The organism is Agrobacterium sp. ST15.16.055 (genome assembly GCF_027956555.1).
Taxonomy (GTDB): Bacteria; Pseudomonadota; Alphaproteobacteria; order Rhizobiales; family Rhizobiaceae; genus Agrobacterium; species Agrobacterium salinitolerans.
The window spans coordinates 169,137-184,405 of sequence record NZ_JAQKGN010000002.1 but is presented as its reverse complement, the minus strand read 5'-3'; the positions used below and the strand labels follow the sequence as shown (position 1 = coordinate 184,405).

The following is a 15,269-nucleotide window of genomic DNA, read 5'->3' as shown; positions in this document are numbered from 1 at the left end:
ATCCACAGGGCGGTAAAGAGGTTTGAATTTTTTCCCGAAAATTCGTGAATGGGCGTGTTGACAGAAACGAACGAGGCCGTCATATACGCGCCACAGACGACGCAACGGCGCTTCGCCGCAGCGAAATCTGAAGAGCTTGGTCGCTCGATCCTAGCAGAAAGCTGGAGGGATGCCCGAGTGGTTAAAGGGGACGGACTGTAAATCCGTTGGCTACGCCTACGTTGGTTCAAATCCAACTCCCTCCACCATTCTGCACGGATCGAAATCACCACCGCGGGTATAGCTCAATGGTAGAGCAGCAGCCTTCCAAGCTGAATACGCGGGTTCGATTCCCGCTACCCGCTCCACAAACCTTTCAGGCATCGCCGGTTACGCGACTGAATTTCCTAGATAATTTTCCAAATCGTTCATTGCTCTCTCGCAATTTCCCAATTTTCGCACCACAAATCGCACCACAAAATGATGCACAAAAGGCGCGCTAATGGGTAGACATCGCAAAGGCCAAGACGACGCGGACCGCTATCTCGCCAAGCGCCAGGGCAAATTTTATTACAAGCGCAGGGTCCCCTCGGATCTCGCCGGCAAAGACGATCGCGGCGACATCGTAACCTTCTCCCTCAAGACATCTGATATCGTCCAAGCTCGCCGTTTGAGAGACGTTTATGAGCAGGCGGATGATGAATTGTGGGCGTCTCTTCTGCAGGGCGAGGACGTCAGCGAGGGGCAACGGCGGTACAAAGCTGCCGTATCTCGAGCAAAATCTATGGGATTCGTCTATCGCCCGGCTCAAGAAATAGCCTCGAGTGAAACGCTCGAGTCGATCATCCGGCGCATTGAGAGCGTGACGATGACGAGGCCAGTGGCGGAGGCGTTGACGGGTGCGGTCACTCGTCCAGCCACTTCGATATCACAAGCGTTCAAGGATTATCTCAAGGAGATTGCCCCGCAGGAGATCGTCGGAAAGAGCGAGGGGCAGCGGAAACGCTGGACCAATGGCAAGCAGCAGTCGGTCGACTCGTTTATCGAGGTAGTCGGGGATATCGATATCGAAACCCTCGGCCGCGAAGACACGCGGAAATATTATGATCACTGGCTGAAGCGTATTGCGCCGGCGGAAGGAGCCCCGACCCACACGGCCTCGATCGGCAATCGTCGCTTCGGAGATCTTCGCGTCTTTTATCGGGCGTACTTCACCCGCCTCGGTGAGCCGGACCGCGTCAATCCGTTCGACAAGCTCACGTTCAAGGAAAAGAAAAAGCGGAAGTCAAAGCGGCCGGCTTTGCCGCATGAGTGGATCACGGAGACGATTCTCAAATCGCCGAAGCTCAAGAAAATGAACGAGGAGGCGCGGCATATCATGCTCGTGGTTGCCGACATCGGCGCCAGGCCGGGCGAGATCTGCAATCTCACGCCGGAGCTCATCGATCTCAAGCATCCAGTCCCACACCTGAAGATTGAGCCGCGAGACGACCCGGAAGACCCCCGCGAGATCAAGACCGAATCCTCGGTCCGTGTTGTGCCTCTCAGCGGCATGGCGCTCGAGGTGATGAAAAAGCATCCGAACGGCTTCCCGAAATACAAGGACAAGGAAAGCTCTTTTTCTGCTGCCGTGAACAAGTTCATGCGAGAGAACAAGCTGTTTCCGACCACCAAGCACACGGTCTATTCGTTCCGCCATTCCTTTGAGGACCGAATGAAAGAAGCCCGGGTTGATTCCGAGCTTCGTCGCATTCTGATGGGGCACGCGGTGGACCGCGCTGAATATGGGGAAGGCGGGTCTCTCAAGCTCCGCCTCGAGGAGATCAAGAAGGTCGCCCTTCCTTACGATCCTTCGATCGTTTGAGACGCTCACGTACGGAGGCCAGCCTGTCAGTGCTGGCCTTCATTGTTTCGAGGTCAGCCTCGACCCTTTCGAAGATCGGGAGGAGGTTGACGCCGTCGTCGCCGAGAAACACGATGATCTCGGCCAGCTTGTCCAGCGCCCGTTCCACGCGCTCGACTGTCAAAGGGGCGTCTTTCGCCCGGGTGGTAATCATCTCTACTGGTCCATAATTGGGGGTGCATGCGTAGTTAGATTTCTGCGAGCGCCTCCTGCCGCGCGCGATTGAGTTTAAATCACCAATGTAAGTTGATCGGAGGCGCGGGTAACTGCGGTATAGAGCCAGCGGGCGGCGTTCTCCCTGAAGGCTGCGCTTTCATCGAAGACGCATACGGACGGCCACTGAGAGCCCTGGGACTTGTGGCAGGTGATGGCGTAGCCGAAGGTGAATTGCTGCGTTCCGCGGAGCTCTTTGAAGGGGAGCTTGGCAGCCTCGACGTCGTCACCAAAGAACTCCTTGCGGACCGAGCACTTAATCGGATCTCCGCCACGGTCCTCGTCGGCCAGCCATAGGGAGATGGCCTTCTTGAAGCTTTTCGATTTTTGAACTGTGAGGATGTCGCCGTTGAAAATCTTCAGCGGCTTGTCATTGCGCAGGCAGATGAGCGGCTCTCCCTTCACGGGGAACTCTTCTGTCTTACCGGCGATCTCCCGAAGGCGCTTATTGTATTTCTGCCGGGTGTTGTTCCGGCCGACAATCACCATGTCCGCAGATGTCACGAGCCATGGCTCCAGCTTTGCCTTCTCAGTAACGACCAGCCCGTCGACATCGATGAAACCACGGTCCCAATCACCTTCACGGATGGAGGTGGCTAGACGGATGATCGGGCTCTCGGCGGCCTGCCGATGCACTTCAGTCAGGATGTAATCCGGCCGCTGGTTGGTGAAGTAACCACCGCCGGAAACCGGAGGCAGTTGCGCCGGATCGCCGAGGACCAGAATAGGGCGGCCGAACGATAGGAGATCCTGCCCCATTTCCTCGTTCACCATCGAGCACTCGTCGATGATGATGAGGGAATAGTCATCGAGCGAGTTAGGACTTTTGAGCGTGACGGTCACCTCGCCGGTTACCGAGTCCGTTTCGGTGTTGTAGATCAGCGAGTGAATTGTCCTTGCGCCTCTGCAGCCTTTCGAGCGCATCACGCGGGCAGCCTTACCGGTGAAGGCTGCGAAGGCAACGGGACCGCTGGCGTGTTGAGCCAGGTGCATTGCGAGCGTCGTCTTCCCGGTGCCGGCATAGCCTGACAGATAGAAGACCGGCTTGTAGCGCATTCGCAACCATGCGCCCGCTAGGGATAGGGCTTCGTTTTGCTGGGGGCTCCACTTCGTCATGCCTCACCTCCGGAGAGAGGGGCATCGACCCGGATGACCGGCACGTACCATTTGATCATTGCGCAATCATCCCGGTCGAACAGGGCGACGTATTCACCGATGATCCAGACTGGCCTTTTGCATGACGGATCGTAGGCGCCATCGTGCCGACGCCAGCGTTTGCCGATCACCACGCCGGTAGGATGCGTGGCGCTGTATTCGTCGAGAGCGCTGAACTCGGCTTTGCTGAGGTGAAGGGGCGGTAGCTCCTCGGGCGTAGGGGCTTTCTTTGCGCACTCCCGTGCCTCTTCACACATGCTTTTCTTCAGACGGGAGATCTCGTTCTCGCCGTAGTCGGAGTCTCCACATTCCCGGCAGGAGTAGACGGGTGCCGAGCAGGTGGCGTCCGGGTAGCAGCCGCAGTTTGCGCCGCCGAGGATCACCATGATGTGGCCGTTCGCGCAGTAGTTCAGGTGAGGGTCACGCATCATTCCCGCCCTTCCTGTTGAAGTGCTCGATCGCCGGACGTGCGAATACCTTTTCCTGAAGGTGATGGATTCCGCGGCGAAACTCGGCGAGGTCGTCACCGTGGAATGGCGCGCACGTGATGAAGGCGTTCCATGCATCGGCTAGGTGTTCGATCACTTTGGTTTCGCCTGGTGTGAGCGTTCTCAGGGTCATCAAAATACCCCCTTTGAAAACGCCATGGCCGTGATCGCGACAAGCAAAACCACCCCAGCGAACATCATGAGTTTTGCGCGCTGGAATCGCGATCGCACTTCTTCGCGCGCGACGTCGACGACCTCGTCCGCCCGCCGCTGCGCGTTGTGCTCGATGTTTTTCTTCAGGTCGCGGACTGCATCTTTCACAAGAAGCGGGGTGGCTCGATCTATGACTGCCTGATCGACCACGCTGATAAGAATGCGTCCATCGATCGACGCGCGGGCTAGTTTGTCGAGATTCTCAACTTCCCGCTTAATTCTCCAGATATAGCTTTGGAGGTATGGCTGGCTGCGGAAGCTGACGAGACCGTTGAGACGCTTCTGGAGTTCCTCCAGCTCGTCCTTAGATGACGCGAAGCTCTCGAGGAACTGACCTGTCTTTCGAAGAACATCTTTGGTCGGTACCCACGCCTGGGCCGGGGTGGCTGTCACTGGCATGACGCGCCTCCCATGGTAATTGCAACGTACATCATGACGGCACCAGCCAGACCGCCGACGAGCCAGACTGCGAACGCCTGCCACGGCCCTTTGCCGGTTACGACGCAAGATCCGCAGGCCAAGCTGGTGAACACGCCGACAGCGAAAAAAATCATCTGAGGAATGCTCATGCTCGAGCTCCTTTCACCGGCTTCACTTTGGTGATGAGGGCTGCGGGGAACCGCTTCTTGATTGCAGCGCGAGCGCCGGCAGGATTTTCAGCCTCGATGTATTTTGTTCCGAGGGTTGTGTAGACGCGGAACGTCGTCGTTGTGCTCGTCGTCTGAGCCTGCATTGTCGGTCTCCTGAGGTGCATACTTGCGGGTTTGGAATGGGCGTTTCGGCCACTTGCTTTTCTTCTGGGGTCTCTCCCCCTCATCTTTTGCCAGCATCCGCCGTCGAGCTTCCTCCTGTTGCGCTGTGAGGCGGCGGACCTTGGCAATCTTTCCGACGTCCCCATCCGCGGTGCTGATCCGTTTCTCACCGCCGGCACCGAAGGTCTTGACCTTGTGTTCGGCGATGAGGAGCATTTCGATATGGTCTGGCGAGTTCGCCGGTGGGATCGTGTCGTTCGTCAGAGGATTCCAGGGGCGAAGCTCGAGGGCCGGTTGGTGATCAAACTGCACATCCGCCGTGGTGAGGCCGAATCGGCGGAGTGCTGATATCAACTTGACCCGATCGGGAATTGCCTTTCGGCGCTTCGGCTTGGTCAAGGCTACCTCACGCGAACGGCGTGCCTCCAAGACCCCTGTTGAGCCAATGGCGTGCCGTGGCCTTGACCTCGGGATCGAAGTCCTTTGCCGGGTCCAACACCCACTCGAGGAAGCCTCGATCCATTTCCGACCACAGCTGCCCTTTGTGCTTGCTGAACATGACGCGCTTCTGCAGGACGATCGTATTCGTCAACGTGACGAGGGAGGCAGGCTCCTTCATAAGCAGCATCCGCGAGAGGATGTGTGCGGTCACGTAGGAGTCGGGACCGGCGCGGTGCGGCGGCATGGCGAGCTCCGGCCATTCGAAAAACTGGTCGACGTCCAGCCAGTAGCGCAGCGTCTGGTTCTTATAGTCTGGCGCGTCTTCCCAGAGGTGCTTCGCGCACACCATGGTGCACACCCACGGCAGCCCGCCACCGCCGAAGAAGGCGCGCTCATAGGCGGCATGATGCGCGACGAAATAATCGCGCGGCTGCATGTCGGTCATCAGAAGTTTGAAGGCTTCGTCCACGCGAAGGGCATCCTCGAGCATGGCCTCGGAGATGTGATGAACCCCTCGAGCTTCCGGAGGGATGGGGAGGTGAGGGTTGACCAGGCGCGACTGCGGCTTGAAGACGTGGCCGGTCTCGCTCACGTCGGTCCAGCCAACTTCCACCACGCCAACCGGCTTGCCGGCAGCCTTATCTTCGATCTTGCCGGTGGTTTCGAAATCGATGACACGGAACTTCATAGCCCCACCTCCTCGCGGGAGGGGCTGGAGCTGGCGACATAGTCGTGCAGCTTCACACGCGCGGCCAGAACCTGCTCGCGGGAGAAGTTCTCGAAGCCACGGAGCAGACGGTCGGCAGGAACATTTCTGGCGACCGCATCAACCGCTGCTTTCACAGCGGGATCTGGATGCTCGACGGTAACTGAAATGCGATGTGCGCCACCAGTTGCGACAAACCTGTCCACCAATTCGGCGGTGAGCTCTTTCTGCTTCAGGTCATCAATGAGCGACTGCATCGCTGTAGAAAATGGTTGGGTCATTTAGGTTTCCTTAGGTGCCATATTCGGCGGGTTATTCTCGAACGATTGGAGCCGGTTACGGGTACTTCCCAATGTCGAGCTTATCGATCTCGAGCAGCGACCTAACCTTGTGGACGAAGACGGCGTGGTCAGCCGCCCAAGGCTTCTTTGCGTTGTCGGTTCGGATCGCCCAATCGGTGGCGTCGATGAACGCCTTGAGGAGCTCGTGCAGATATTCCGGCAGCTCGGCTTTCCATGTCACCGAAGCTTCCTTGAGGACGCCGCGCCGAGAACTGGGCGCGAGCTCCATGTTCAGGCCGATCTCCAGGATCTTCTTCGCCGCCTCGGCAACTTTCGGATGGTCTTCCTTAGCGATCATGACGTCCGGGAGGTCCGGAGGTGAGCTTGGGAGCTCCTTCTTGGCTTCTGTGACCTGCGCGTCTTGATTTTTAACATCCGTAGCGCCGTCAGGTTTGGCCTGAGACGAGCGTTGTGCCTGTTGCTGCTGCTTTCCCTTTTCCTTGGGCTCGCGGCGCTGCTGGACGGGCTCCTTCTGCCGGTCATCCTGCTTCTCCGCGGTCTGGTCGATGTTGACGGCGGGCTTGTTCTCGATCGCCTTCGTCGTGTTGGCCTCGAACACCTCGCCGGTGAAAGGATTGGTCCGCTCCAGCGTCCGGGGCTGGTTGAAATCAAACATGTCGTCCTGGCGCTCGAGAAGGGCGCGGATCTTATCGTTGTTGATCGGGACGTACTTCGAACCGCGGCGGAGGACCGCCTTACGATACATTTCGTTGGTCCACTTCTTCCACGCCGGGCTGTCCGGGGCTTTCGAGGCATCCCGCACCTTCTGGAAGTCCTCGGCCGACATCGTCTCAAGGTGCATCACGCGCTTCTGGTCGTCGCGGAAGACTGCATAGCCGCCGACGACTGCGCCGCGCTGCTCTGGCTTGGCGAACGGGTCCGACTTGTGCACCAGCGAATCCGGGTCAGCCTCGTTGAGGATGAACTCGTCGTTTTCGTGCACCAGTTTGCAGACGATGTTGAAGACGCCGCCAAGCTCCTTCACCCGCTTGATGATGCCCTGCACCATCGGCTGGTAGTTGGCGAGCAGCTTGCGCTCCTTGTTGTCCCAATAGGATAGGAGCACTGCTTCCTTGGAGTCGGGCACCAGGCCGTCGGCCGCACACTTTGAGATTTCGCGGCGCAGGCTTTCGGGCGTGCACTCCAGGATCTTCGGCTCTTGCATGACGGCGATCATGAAGACCGAGCGCAGGCGATCGAAGCTCTGGCCGTTCTCCCGGAGCAGGGGCGCGATATCCGCCGCCATACTGTCCAGGAAGACCCCGGCTTCAGCGGTGATTTGGTTGCTCATATTGGATTCCTCTGTTGTGGGTGGGCATTACGGATTTGTTCAGTCGGAGCGCGCCCTTCGGCGGAGGCGTCCACAATGCGTTCTCACCCCACGTCGCCATGTACTTCTGGTAGGTGTGGAGGGCATCGTTGACGATGTTGCCAGCGTGCTTGAACATCTCGTCGGCGGTGTCGACGGTGAGGGTGATAGGGATCATGCCGTTATCCCGGCGCATCATCACCCACGTCCATTCAACGCCATCGGAATGGAGGAAGTCCTTGAGGTATGAGCCTGCGGGCGGAGTGCCGAACACCTGGCCCATGGCGAGGAGCTCGCGGCCGGCATAGTAGCCCTCCATGTAGCCCGCGACCTGAAGGTCGTAGCATTCCTCGTAGACCTTCCTCAGCGCAGCTTCATCATCAGAGCCACCCTTGAACGTCTGGAAGGACTTGAGGTCGACGATGATGGACTTCACTCGGGTGGCCGTCGGTGCGAGCGAATAATCGAAACGGCACTTGCGGCGGATGCCGTGCTGGTCGATCCAGAAGATCGACATTTCCGCGGCGCCGTTGATCAGCGAGCCGGCGACCATCACGGCGGACAGCATGTCGTCGCGGTGCATGTTGCTGACGGCGTCCTCGATCTCGATTACCTGCCGATCGGTGAGCTCCGTATGGTCAGGGTGCTCGAGCCTCCAGCGAGCAAGGATCTCGTCGAAGATCGGAGGGCAATCATCCAGGAGTTTCGCTCGGGCGATGAGCTCCGGCTTGTTGCCGGTGAGCTTCTGCCCGTGCATGCGGAGGAAGTCCTTGATTTGGTCCGTCGTATTCAGAGCTTTTGGATAATCGGCCGGAGTAGGGATCTTGGCGTAGCGCTCTTCGAACGCTGCCTTACCTTCCAGCACGCGGCAATGCCAGGCGTGGCCCCATTTCAGGTGCTCGGCTTCTACTTCGCGAACGGGACGAAGGCGGTCGTACTGCCACTTGCACGGCTTCTTCGCCAACTCCTTGATCGAGGTGGAGCCGAGCGAGTTATCGGAGTGATAAATCTTCTCGGGGAGGTCGAAGTAAATGCCGGGCGGGAGGGTGTAGGTGCCGTCGGCATTGCGATACATGTCATAAGCGTTCATGACTTCACCTCTTTGGAAATCCGGCCGTCCTCAATGACGATTGCGGTCTCGCGGTTGGACTGGACCGTCTCAATCCACAGCTGAAGATCATGCTCCTCTGCGTAGGAGGTGAGAGCGGCCATGGAATCGTTGTCGAGGAGTGAGCCGTCACGAACACGGACGATGCGAAGGCGCGGGTTCATGGCGCCAGCTACAGCGATCGATACGCGCAGCTGCTCTGCATCGCTTGCCTGATTGAATGGCTGGCCGTTGAGAAGGATAGCCTCCTCGGTGAGCTCCAGACCGGCAACCGGCAGCCTCGCCTCCCTGACGGCCTTGGCAGCCGCTTCCTTGCGGGCCTCTATCGTCTTCGTCAGGGAGGCGGACGTTTCTTCGACTTCGGAAAGTTCTTTCTCGAGCGCAGCGCGTTGCTTCTTGCGATCGACGCGGCGATTGATTTCCTCGGATTCGGTAACGCGCCGGCGGATAGCGTCGATGTCAGCTTTCTCAGCGGGATCACCGAGGCTGTCCTCCTCGTCGCGGAGCTCCTCGAGATCCAGTTCAGCCTTAACGATCTGGCGCTGAAGCTCCGTAACCTGCCGCGTCCTGAGGGCGATCGTCTCTTCCATGTTAGAGATGCGTTCGGCAATGTTCGCGCGCTTCGCGACCAGCGCGTCGGATTGAGCGTTCCTCTCGAGCGCAGACTGCAGCTCCTGCATCAGGTCATCGGAGCTAATGCGCTCGTCGGGCGTGTCCTCCGGAACGAATAGCCCATCAATCTGCGCCTTCAGTTCGCGAGCGCGCCGGTTGACGTCCGTGCGCTGGTCGAAGTCGTCCCGATTAGCCCTGTCGGCCGCCTCGAAGTCGTAATCCGGAACCAGCGCGCGAAGGGCAATGACCTGATCCCGAGGCTTCATGCGGGAGAAAGCGATCGGGTCGAATGTCAGGTCGCCAATGAAGCCGCTCAGCAGCTCCTGAGGGCTGCCAAACTTCGCGCCGTCCTTGTTCGTCACCGTGAGGGAGATTGTGACGTCGCCGTTTTCGCGAGGGGTGAACTTCTTCCGGACGATGTATTCGCCAAGGTCAAGCTCAATAAAGCCGCTCTTGGCGCCATCGCGCACCGGCTTCGACTGGACCGTCTTGTTCGTGTCCAGAGCCCACCAGATGGCGTCCAAGATAGAGGTTTTGCCCTGGCCGTTTTTGCCAGTGATCTCAACCAGATTACCATCCGGCCGGATCTCAACGGCAACGAGCCGCTTGATATTCTCGGCGTTCAGCTGAACGATTTTCATGCCAAATCCTCTAACGCTCTCAAAGCTGCATCGGCTTCCGCAATGAAGCGGTCGCGGGTCAGAGGAGGGAGCCGGTTCCAACGGCGGACGCAGGCTTGCTCAGGCGTTTCCTTAGGGGAGACAGACGTGCCGACGCCCCCGCGAATGAACTCCTGATAAATTGCAAACGCTACCGCTTCGACGCGGTCGCCACTCATTGGTGAAGCCCTAAGGCTCGGCCCAGAACAGCCCGCCGCGCCTGGTCGACAAGATCAACTTGAGCAGGCGAAAGCGGCTCGCCGCGAAACCAAGCACGGATCGCTTCTGCCATTTCGTTCTGGGATTTGATGTTGCTCGCAGGGTGCATGGTTGCCTCCATCTGTGCGAACAACGTACGTTATGTACGAAATAGGGTCAAGTACGTTTTGTACGAATTTTGTTGATTTGCTGAATGCTGTATCGTACGAAAAGAAAAACCCCGGTCGGAAGCCGGGGTCTTGAAAAGAGAGCGGTTGGTTGAAGACGGTGGCGCTCTCTCCGTGTGGTCACGGTTTGTTCTATACCACTGGGCGCAGGAAAATAGAAGCCCCACTCCGAAAGTCCGAAGGGGTTCCTGCCGTGCCTTACCAGAGGCAACGAGATAGTGCGGACAATTGGCGGCGCTGGATAACGACCGACAAGGATGGGTGAGAGGCGGCTCCGTCGTTCAAATCACCTGGCATAGGGGCTAACTCCGGATGCTGTTTCAGCACGGGGCTTAGTCCTCCTATGTCCGGGCTCCAGGCTCACCATCGTTCAAAACAAAGAATCTCTTATAGGTAGAGAGTCTCTTGTTTAAACATCCATTATGACTCTCTTCACACGTCCGAAAACGTAAAGATCGTCACGATCCGCAGGCACGGCCATGTGGTCGGGGTTGGTGGAGTAGGGCTGCAGGCGGTCCGGATTCCGCTTGAACATCTTGAACGTCGCATCGCCGTTATCGACCGAAAAAATGTAGAATTTTCCGTCGATTAGCCGATCATCGGAGCGATCAACAACGATGATGGCTCCATCAGGAGCGATACGATTCATGGAGTCGCCGTCAACCTGAAGGGCAATCCAGTCACCCTTTGGCAAATCACCCACCTTTATCCGGCGGATGATGTCGTGCTCTTCGACGCCAGGCTGGAAGCGCAAGTTGCTGGCGCTCACCATAGACAGGAGTGGAACGTCGCGATCGGCGATCTCTTCCGCCTCAGCCTTGGTGCCGTAGATCAGCCAGCCGGCGTCGATGCCGAATACCTTGGAGTAAACCAGCGCCATCTTCTTCGAAATCGGGCGGTTCCCGTTTTCGTTGCTGATTAGCGTGTTGAGGTTGAGCTCTTTGGGGAAGGCTTTGACTGCAGCAGACGCAGTCTTAAAGCCCGCCTCACGGCGTGCCTGTCTCAAGCGGAGATAAGCGGTCTCTAAAAGTGGTCTCTGATACATTCGCGCATTATGCACGATTTTTTTCGTCCAAGGTGTACGATTTGCTCTTGCCAAGTAATCGTACGAAACGTACTGTTTTTGATGTTGGGCGTACGCGCCGGACGTTTTCGCTGAATTTTCAACATTTACGGACGTAGACGAACATGAGCGACCAACCATTATCAGTACCCTCCTCTGTGGCCGATCTCATCGGACGGTGGGAGTCGATTGCTGAGTTCGCCAATGACGCCGGATGCGGTTACGAGGCTGCCAGAAAGATGCGGAGCAGGGGCAGCATTGCCCCGGCCAACTGGGAGGGTGTGATCGCTGCTTCCGAAAAGAAGGGCGTGCCCGGCATCAATTACGAGTGGCTTGCAAAACTGCGGACTGCTCAGCCCGCAGCATAAAGCTGCGTTTTTCATCTTGGTTTCTCCATACGCAAAAAACAATTGGAGGGACCATGCCCAAGAGCGGTCAGGTTCCCGTCGAGCATCATGCAAGACTGTTGAGATCGCTTTTTATTTTCTCCTTTTGGCTGGGGTGAGACGGTGAAATCGGGGTGGACTGAGGCGAAGGACGCCACGTTAATCCGGATGTGGAGGCAGAACGCGCCTCTCAGGGATATCGCCGCAGAGATTGGCGTCAGCCACATCGCCGTGCGGGCGCGGGCGTCAAGGTTACAGCTCCCGCGCAAGGAGCGGCCAAGAAAGGCCGACACTCCAGGCTCGAGGATAGAAGACGGACGGTTTGTGCCGCCCGCGCATATCGAGGCCCATAAGAAAGCCCGCCGGGGCTTCGAGGTGCCGAGGCAACTGGAGGCTCAATACATAGAGCTCCTGAAAACTGGGATCCCAATCTCTGAGGTTCGTCAGAAGCTTGGGCTGTAATTCAACCAACTCAATAGGTTTGCGATGATGACGAGAGACCACAACGAGAAGACCGAGCAGGAGCAGTACGAGGATCAGCAGTTCCTCAAGGGCTTCACCGAGCTCAAGGATATCACCTCCGAAATGGCCGGCATGAAGGGCGACATGAACGCCGTCTACAAACGGCTGAAGGATCTCGGCTGGTCCAAGAAGGACTACGAGTTCGCGAAATCCCTCGAGGACAAGGACGTCGGCCAGGTCATCGCCGATTTCGAGCGCAAGATCCGCATCGCGAAACTGTTCGGCCACCAGCTCGGCCGCCAGCTGGAGTTGCTCGACTCCGATCGGACGCCGCAGGTGGACCGAGCCTTCGAAGACGGCCTTGCCGTCGGCAGGCTTCGGAAGAGCACGAGCAACCCGTACCATCCTGGCAGCGAAGAGTACCAGGCTTGGCAGAAGGGCATGAATGAAGGGACTGCCTTCATCAACAAGGAGTTGGCCGCGGAAGTCGCGCCTGACTGACAAACGAACTGCCGAAATACACCCGCAATTATGCACCCCCAGGAGAAAAACAATGAACGACCATCTCGGATATACCTTCAAGGATAAGATCAGCGGCTTTCAGGGAGTGGCCACGGGCCACTGCGAATACATCACAGGCTGCAATCAGACCCTTATCCAACCTCCGTCTCCCGAAGGAGGCAGCCCCATCGAGTCCCGTTGGTTCGATGACCAGCGCCTCGAGAAGTTGGATAACGGCCGCATCGTGCTCGACAACGGTACCACCCCTGGCTTCGACCGCGAGGCGCCCAAGCGCTGATGCGTGGCCGCCATGCATCATCGGCTCACCCTCCACCAGCAACGGAAGCTGGAGGCCGCCTTTGCGAGAGCTGATCGCGAGGCGGCACTGAGGAAGCAGGAAGGCTGCTGCAAATACTGCCTCTGCAAACTCACCTACAAAAACGTCACCCGGGATCATGTCATTGCCCGGGCGGCGGGTGGCCTCGACCACAGCGACAACATCGTAGCGTCCTGCCTGCCGTGCAACCGGCTGAAGGGCAAAATGCCGGTCAAGCAATTCGTTCGGATGATCACCTTTCCCCAGCCGGGAGAGCCGATCGCATTCCGAATGGTGTGGGTAGACCGCCGTCTCAACAAGGCACTGATGGAAATGGAAAAGAATGTTTTCCGCGCCACGGGGAGGAACCGATGAGGCTCTTCGCTTATGGCGGCCTAACCAACTGGCCCTTCGGCGACCTGATGCCGGGCAGCTTCGACTTTATGATGGTCGATTACCCCTGGCATCAGCAGTTCTATTCCGAAAAAGGTCACAAGAAAGCACCGCAAGCTCACTATCGCACCATGTCGCTTGAGGAAGGGATGGCGCTGCCGATCATGGATTTGGCCGCGCCGAACTCTCTGATCTGGGTGTGGGCAATCAACCCGATGCTCGACAAAGCGTTTATGATGATGTCGGCGTGGGGCTTCGAGTTCAAGACCGCCGGCACCTGGCTGAAGACCACCAAAAACGGCAAGATCCATTTCGGTACCGGCTACATCCTGCGCGGCAGCAATGAGCCTTTCCTGATCGGCACCCGCGGTAAGCCTAAGACGACGAAGAGCGTTCGGTCCGGCTTCACTGGTCTGGCGCGCAAGCATTCAGAGAAGCCAGAAGAAGCGTTCGTAGCTGCTGAAAAGCTCATGCCGCGCGCCAACAGACTCGAGTTGTTCAGTCGCACCAACCGTCCAGGTTGGCAGCACTGGGGTGACGAGGTCGGCAAGTTCGATGCGGGGGTGGCAGCATGAGCAAGTCACCTGGCTCTTATTTCGTGTTCGATCCCGGCCGCACCATGGGCTTTGCCTACTGTCTGGCTGGCGGTCTCAATATCCGGCACGGCACATGGCGGTTCAAGCAGCCATCTCCCGGCGCTGCCTATGCCGAGTTCGTCACCTTCCTCAAGCGCACGCTGGTGGCCTTGCCTGACCCTCAGGTGGGCATGGAGCTCATGACGATCGTGGATCATGGCTCTGACGGCAAGTCTGCAATCGACGCCAAGCAGGTAATGTTCTCCTCTGGCTGGCCGACGCATGCGCAGACGCTTTGCCATTCGATGGGACTGCGGGAGCCGGAGCTCATTGCGATCTCGACGTGGCGCTCTAAGACGCATGGCAAGATGCGCGTGCCGGACAACATGAAAACGGCAACGCAGACCGAGAAGTCCAAATGGCTGAAGCTGCAGGCGAAGCTCTACTGTGATCGGAATGGTTGGTCTTACGAAACCGAGGATGAGGCGGAAGCCCTCTGCATGCTCGACGCGCTCCGCATCATGCATGAACCTGACTATGCCTTCGATAAGGGCAGGTCGTATCAGCAGGAGTCATTCCTCTGATGAAGCCGGGCCGCACACCATGCATCAGCCCTTGCTGCAAGCGCACTGGCGCGGCGGATAAGTTCCCCGGCGAGATGATCTGCGGCAAGTGCTTCAAGGGCCTGCCGCAGGAAGTCCGCGCCAGCCACAACTTTTATTGGAAGCAGATCCGTAAATGGGAGCGCCGGCTCTCGAGGACGACGGACGAACTGAAGCTGGACCGCATACGCAACATCGGCCGCATGTGGAGCGAGCGGCTGCAGGCCCATTGGGACGCCGAAATCAAGGCGCGCGTCACCAACCCGGAGAAGCCGGAAGGGCTTGAGGCTTTCCTCGAGGAGGTTGGCCTGTAATGCGGTTCACAGATCAGTTCATTGACGACCTTCGGGACCGGATAACCATCTCTGACGTGGTCGGTACCCGTGTCACATGGGACAAGGCCAAGACCCGGCCGCAGCGTGGTGACTATTGGGGCTGCTGCCCCTTCCATGGCGAGAACCGCCCGTCATTTCACTGCGAAGACCAGAAGGGCCGGTACCACTGCTTCGGTTGCGGTTCGTCGGGCGATCACTTCCGGTTCTTCATGGATCTAGACGGCGCATCTTTCCCTCGCGCGGTCGAGATGGTCGCCTCGCTGGCCGGCGTCAACATGCCGGGGAGTGAAGAGACCGCGGCAGAGAAGCGTCAACGCCAGCAGCGCGAGAATGACCGCAAGAAGCGGGACGAGCGGCGCGAGCAAGAGCGT

At 58.3% G+C, this 15,269-nt stretch carries 21 protein-coding genes, 2 tRNA genes and 1 pseudogene; 11 read left to right on the top strand and 13 right to left on the bottom strand.

Annotation, left to right across the window (positions count from 1 at the left end):
* Positions 1 to 163 precede the first annotated feature (163 nt).
* From PL599_RS04130 to PL599_RS04120, 3 genes are all read left to right on the top strand, one after another.
* Positions 164 to 248 (top strand) — tRNA-Tyr (locus PL599_RS04130).
* 25 nt (positions 249 to 273) lie between these two features.
* Positions 274 to 347: transfer RNA gene (locus PL599_RS04125), tRNA-Gly, on the top strand.
* Between the two features lie 134 nt (positions 348 to 481).
* A complete protein-coding gene (locus PL599_RS04120) occupies positions 482 to 1,843 on the top strand; it encodes a DUF6538 domain-containing protein (RefSeq protein WP_271358920.1) in 1,362 nt (453 codons plus the stop codon).
* On the opposite strand, the gene PL599_RS04115 is transcribed toward PL599_RS04120, so the two are convergent.
* From PL599_RS04115 to PL599_RS04055, 13 genes are all read right to left on the bottom strand, one after another.
* Positions 1,803 to 2,036, bottom strand: a complete 234-nt coding sequence (locus tag PL599_RS04115; protein ID WP_271358919.1) for a hypothetical protein — start codon at positions 2,034 to 2,036, stop codon at positions 1,803 to 1,805. The two genes, PL599_RS04120 and PL599_RS04115, sit on opposite strands and share 41 nt — an antisense overlap.
* A 74-nt stretch (positions 2,037 to 2,110) precedes the next feature.
* Complete coding sequence (locus PL599_RS04110; protein ID WP_271358918.1) at positions 2,111 to 3,211, bottom strand: ATP-dependent DNA helicase; 1,101 nt, start codon at positions 3,209 to 3,211, stop codon at positions 2,111 to 2,113.
* On the bottom strand, positions 3,208 to 3,681 hold the full coding sequence (locus PL599_RS04105) for a hypothetical protein (RefSeq protein WP_271358917.1): 474 nt from the start codon (positions 3,679 to 3,681) through the stop codon (positions 3,208 to 3,210). The genes PL599_RS04110 and PL599_RS04105 overlap by 4 nt, the downstream gene beginning before the upstream one ends.
* Entirely contained in the window at positions 3,671 to 3,871 is a 201-nt protein-coding gene (locus tag PL599_RS04100; RefSeq protein WP_271358916.1) for a hypothetical protein, read from the bottom strand. The genes PL599_RS04105 and PL599_RS04100 overlap by 11 nt, the downstream gene beginning before the upstream one ends.
* The gene (locus PL599_RS04095; RefSeq protein WP_271358915.1) at positions 3,871 to 4,350 is read right to left on the bottom strand and encodes a hypothetical protein; all 480 of its coding nucleotides are present in this window, start codon (positions 4,348 to 4,350) and stop codon (positions 3,871 to 3,873) included. The genes PL599_RS04100 and PL599_RS04095 overlap by 1 nt, the downstream gene beginning before the upstream one ends.
* A complete protein-coding gene (locus tag PL599_RS04090) occupies positions 4,341 to 4,520 on the bottom strand; it encodes a hypothetical protein (RefSeq protein ID WP_271358914.1) in 180 nt (59 codons plus the stop codon). The genes PL599_RS04095 and PL599_RS04090 overlap by 10 nt, the downstream gene beginning before the upstream one ends.
* A gap of 87 nt (positions 4,521 to 4,607) precedes the next feature.
* Positions 4,608 to 5,102 carry a hypothetical protein gene (locus tag PL599_RS04085; RefSeq protein WP_271358913.1) on the bottom strand — a complete coding sequence of 165 codons (495 nt, stop codon included), beginning with the start codon at positions 5,100 to 5,102 and terminating at the stop codon, positions 4,608 to 4,610.
* 7 nt (positions 5,103 to 5,109) lie between these two features.
* Positions 5,110 to 5,832: a hypothetical protein gene (locus tag PL599_RS04080; RefSeq protein WP_271358912.1), complete on the bottom strand. Its 723-nt coding sequence runs from the start codon at positions 5,830 to 5,832 to the stop codon at positions 5,110 to 5,112.
* Positions 5,829 to 6,131 carry a hypothetical protein gene (locus tag PL599_RS04075; RefSeq protein WP_271358911.1) on the bottom strand — a complete coding sequence of 101 codons (303 nt, stop codon included), beginning with the start codon at positions 6,129 to 6,131 and terminating at the stop codon, positions 5,829 to 5,831. Before PL599_RS04075 ends, PL599_RS04080 begins: the two co-directional genes overlap by 4 nt.
* Before the next feature lie 55 nt (positions 6,132 to 6,186).
* On the bottom strand, positions 6,187 to 7,482 hold the full coding sequence (locus tag PL599_RS04070; protein WP_271358910.1) for a recombinase RecT: 1,296 nt from the start codon (positions 7,480 to 7,482) through the stop codon (positions 6,187 to 6,189).
* On the bottom strand, positions 7,460 to 8,590 hold the full coding sequence (locus PL599_RS04065) for a PD-(D/E)XK nuclease-like domain-containing protein (RefSeq protein WP_271358909.1): 1,131 nt from the start codon (positions 8,588 to 8,590) through the stop codon (positions 7,460 to 7,462). Before PL599_RS04065 ends, PL599_RS04070 begins: the two co-directional genes overlap by 23 nt.
* Positions 8,587 to 9,861 (bottom strand): AAA family ATPase, encoded by a 1,275-nt coding sequence (locus PL599_RS04060; protein WP_271358908.1) that lies wholly within the window; start codon positions 9,859 to 9,861, stop codon positions 8,587 to 8,589. Before PL599_RS04060 ends, PL599_RS04065 begins: the two co-directional genes overlap by 4 nt.
* Before the next feature lie 813 nt (positions 9,862 to 10,674).
* Positions 10,675 to 11,271, bottom strand: a complete 597-nt coding sequence (locus tag PL599_RS04055) for a S24 family peptidase (protein ID WP_271358907.1) — start codon at positions 11,269 to 11,271, stop codon at positions 10,675 to 10,677.
* A gap of 182 nt (positions 11,272 to 11,453) precedes the next feature.
* Between PL599_RS04055 and PL599_RS04050 the strand changes: the two genes are divergently transcribed.
* The 8 genes and pseudogenes from PL599_RS04050 to PL599_RS04015 form a co-directional block, all read left to right on the top strand.
* Positions 11,454 to 11,696 carry a hypothetical protein gene (locus PL599_RS04050; protein ID WP_271358906.1) on the top strand — a complete coding sequence of 81 codons (243 nt, stop codon included), beginning with the start codon at positions 11,454 to 11,456 and terminating at the stop codon, positions 11,694 to 11,696.
* A gap of 507 nt (positions 11,697 to 12,203) precedes the next feature.
* Complete coding sequence (locus PL599_RS04045; protein ID WP_271358905.1) at positions 12,204 to 12,677, top strand: hypothetical protein; 474 nt, start codon at positions 12,204 to 12,206, stop codon at positions 12,675 to 12,677.
* Positions 12,678 to 12,729: 52 nt separating this feature from the next.
* Positions 12,730 to 12,975: a hypothetical protein gene (locus tag PL599_RS04040; RefSeq protein WP_271358904.1), complete on the top strand. Its 246-nt coding sequence runs from the start codon at positions 12,730 to 12,732 to the stop codon at positions 12,973 to 12,975.
* A 12-nt stretch (positions 12,976 to 12,987) separates the two neighbouring features.
* Positions 12,988 to 13,368 (top strand): HNH endonuclease, encoded by a 381-nt coding sequence (locus PL599_RS04035; RefSeq protein ID WP_271358940.1) that lies wholly within the window; start codon positions 12,988 to 12,990, stop codon positions 13,366 to 13,368.
* Positions 13,365 to 13,961, top strand: coding sequence for an MT-A70 family methyltransferase (locus tag PL599_RS04030; RefSeq protein WP_271358903.1), 597 nt, complete (start codon positions 13,365 to 13,367; stop codon positions 13,959 to 13,961). Before PL599_RS04035 ends, PL599_RS04030 begins: the two co-directional genes overlap by 4 nt.
* Positions 13,958 to 14,545 carry a hypothetical protein gene (locus PL599_RS04025; RefSeq protein ID WP_271358902.1) on the top strand — a complete coding sequence of 196 codons (588 nt, stop codon included), beginning with the start codon at positions 13,958 to 13,960 and terminating at the stop codon, positions 14,543 to 14,545. The genes PL599_RS04030 and PL599_RS04025 overlap by 4 nt, the downstream gene beginning before the upstream one ends.
* Positions 14,545 to 14,877: a hypothetical protein gene (locus PL599_RS04020; protein WP_271358901.1), complete on the top strand. Its 333-nt coding sequence runs from the start codon at positions 14,545 to 14,547 to the stop codon at positions 14,875 to 14,877. The genes PL599_RS04025 and PL599_RS04020 overlap by 1 nt, the downstream gene beginning before the upstream one ends.
* Positions 14,877 to 15,221: pseudogene (locus PL599_RS04015) on the top strand (CHC2 zinc finger domain-containing protein); the annotation flags it as partial. The gene PL599_RS04020 and the pseudogene PL599_RS04015, both read left to right, overlap by 1 nt.
* Between the last annotated feature and the right edge of the window lie 48 nt (positions 15,222 to 15,269).

Excerpts from the sequence above, each read along its gene's own strand:
- PL599_RS04065 (WP_271358909.1), bottom strand. The coding sequence starts at position 8,590 with ATGAACGCTTATGACATGTATCGCAATGCCGACGGCACCTACACCCTC.
- PL599_RS04035 (WP_271358940.1), top strand. The coding sequence starts at position 12,988 with ATGCATCATCGGCTCACCCTCCACCAGCAACGGAAGCTGGAGGCCGCC.
- PL599_RS04025 (WP_271358902.1), top strand. The coding sequence starts at position 13,958 with ATGAGCAAGTCACCTGGCTCTTATTTCGTGTTCGATCCCGGCCGCACC.
- PL599_RS04090 (WP_271358914.1), bottom strand. The coding sequence starts at position 4,520 with ATGAGCATTCCTCAGATGATTTTTTTCGCTGTCGGCGTGTTCACCAGC.
- PL599_RS04105 (WP_271358917.1), bottom strand. The coding sequence starts at position 3,681 with ATGATGCGTGACCCTCACCTGAACTACTGCGCGAACGGCCACATCATG.
- PL599_RS04075 (WP_271358911.1), bottom strand. The coding sequence starts at position 6,131 with ATGACCCAACCATTTTCTACAGCGATGCAGTCGCTCATTGATGACCTG.
- PL599_RS04040 (WP_271358904.1), top strand. The coding sequence starts at position 12,730 with ATGAACGACCATCTCGGATATACCTTCAAGGATAAGATCAGCGGCTTT.
- PL599_RS04030 (WP_271358903.1), top strand. The coding sequence starts at position 13,365 with ATGAGGCTCTTCGCTTATGGCGGCCTAACCAACTGGCCCTTCGGCGAC.
- PL599_RS04120 (WP_271358920.1), top strand. The coding sequence starts at position 482 with ATGGGTAGACATCGCAAAGGCCAAGACGACGCGGACCGCTATCTCGCC.
- PL599_RS04020 (WP_271358901.1), top strand. The coding sequence starts at position 14,545 with ATGAAGCCGGGCCGCACACCATGCATCAGCCCTTGCTGCAAGCGCACT.
- PL599_RS04095 (WP_271358915.1), bottom strand. The coding sequence starts at position 4,350 with ATGCCAGTGACAGCCACCCCGGCCCAGGCGTGGGTACCGACCAAAGAT.
- PL599_RS04080 (WP_271358912.1), bottom strand. The coding sequence starts at position 5,832 with ATGAAGTTCCGTGTCATCGATTTCGAAACCACCGGCAAGATCGAAGAT.
- PL599_RS04100 (WP_271358916.1), bottom strand. The coding sequence starts at position 3,871 with ATGACCCTGAGAACGCTCACACCAGGCGAAACCAAAGTGATCGAACAC.
- PL599_RS04045 (WP_271358905.1), top strand. The coding sequence starts at position 12,204 with ATGACGAGAGACCACAACGAGAAGACCGAGCAGGAGCAGTACGAGGAT.
- PL599_RS04060 (WP_271358908.1), bottom strand. The coding sequence starts at position 9,861 with ATGAAAATCGTTCAGCTGAACGCCGAGAATATCAAGCGGCTCGTTGCC.
- PL599_RS04070 (WP_271358910.1), bottom strand. The coding sequence starts at position 7,482 with ATGAGCAACCAAATCACCGCTGAAGCCGGGGTCTTCCTGGACAGTATG.
- PL599_RS04110 (WP_271358918.1), bottom strand. The coding sequence starts at position 3,211 with ATGACGAAGTGGAGCCCCCAGCAAAACGAAGCCCTATCCCTAGCGGGC.
- PL599_RS04050 (WP_271358906.1), top strand. The coding sequence starts at position 11,454 with ATGAGCGACCAACCATTATCAGTACCCTCCTCTGTGGCCGATCTCATC.
- PL599_RS04115 (WP_271358919.1), bottom strand. The coding sequence starts at position 2,036 with ATGATTACCACCCGGGCGAAAGACGCCCCTTTGACAGTCGAGCGCGTG.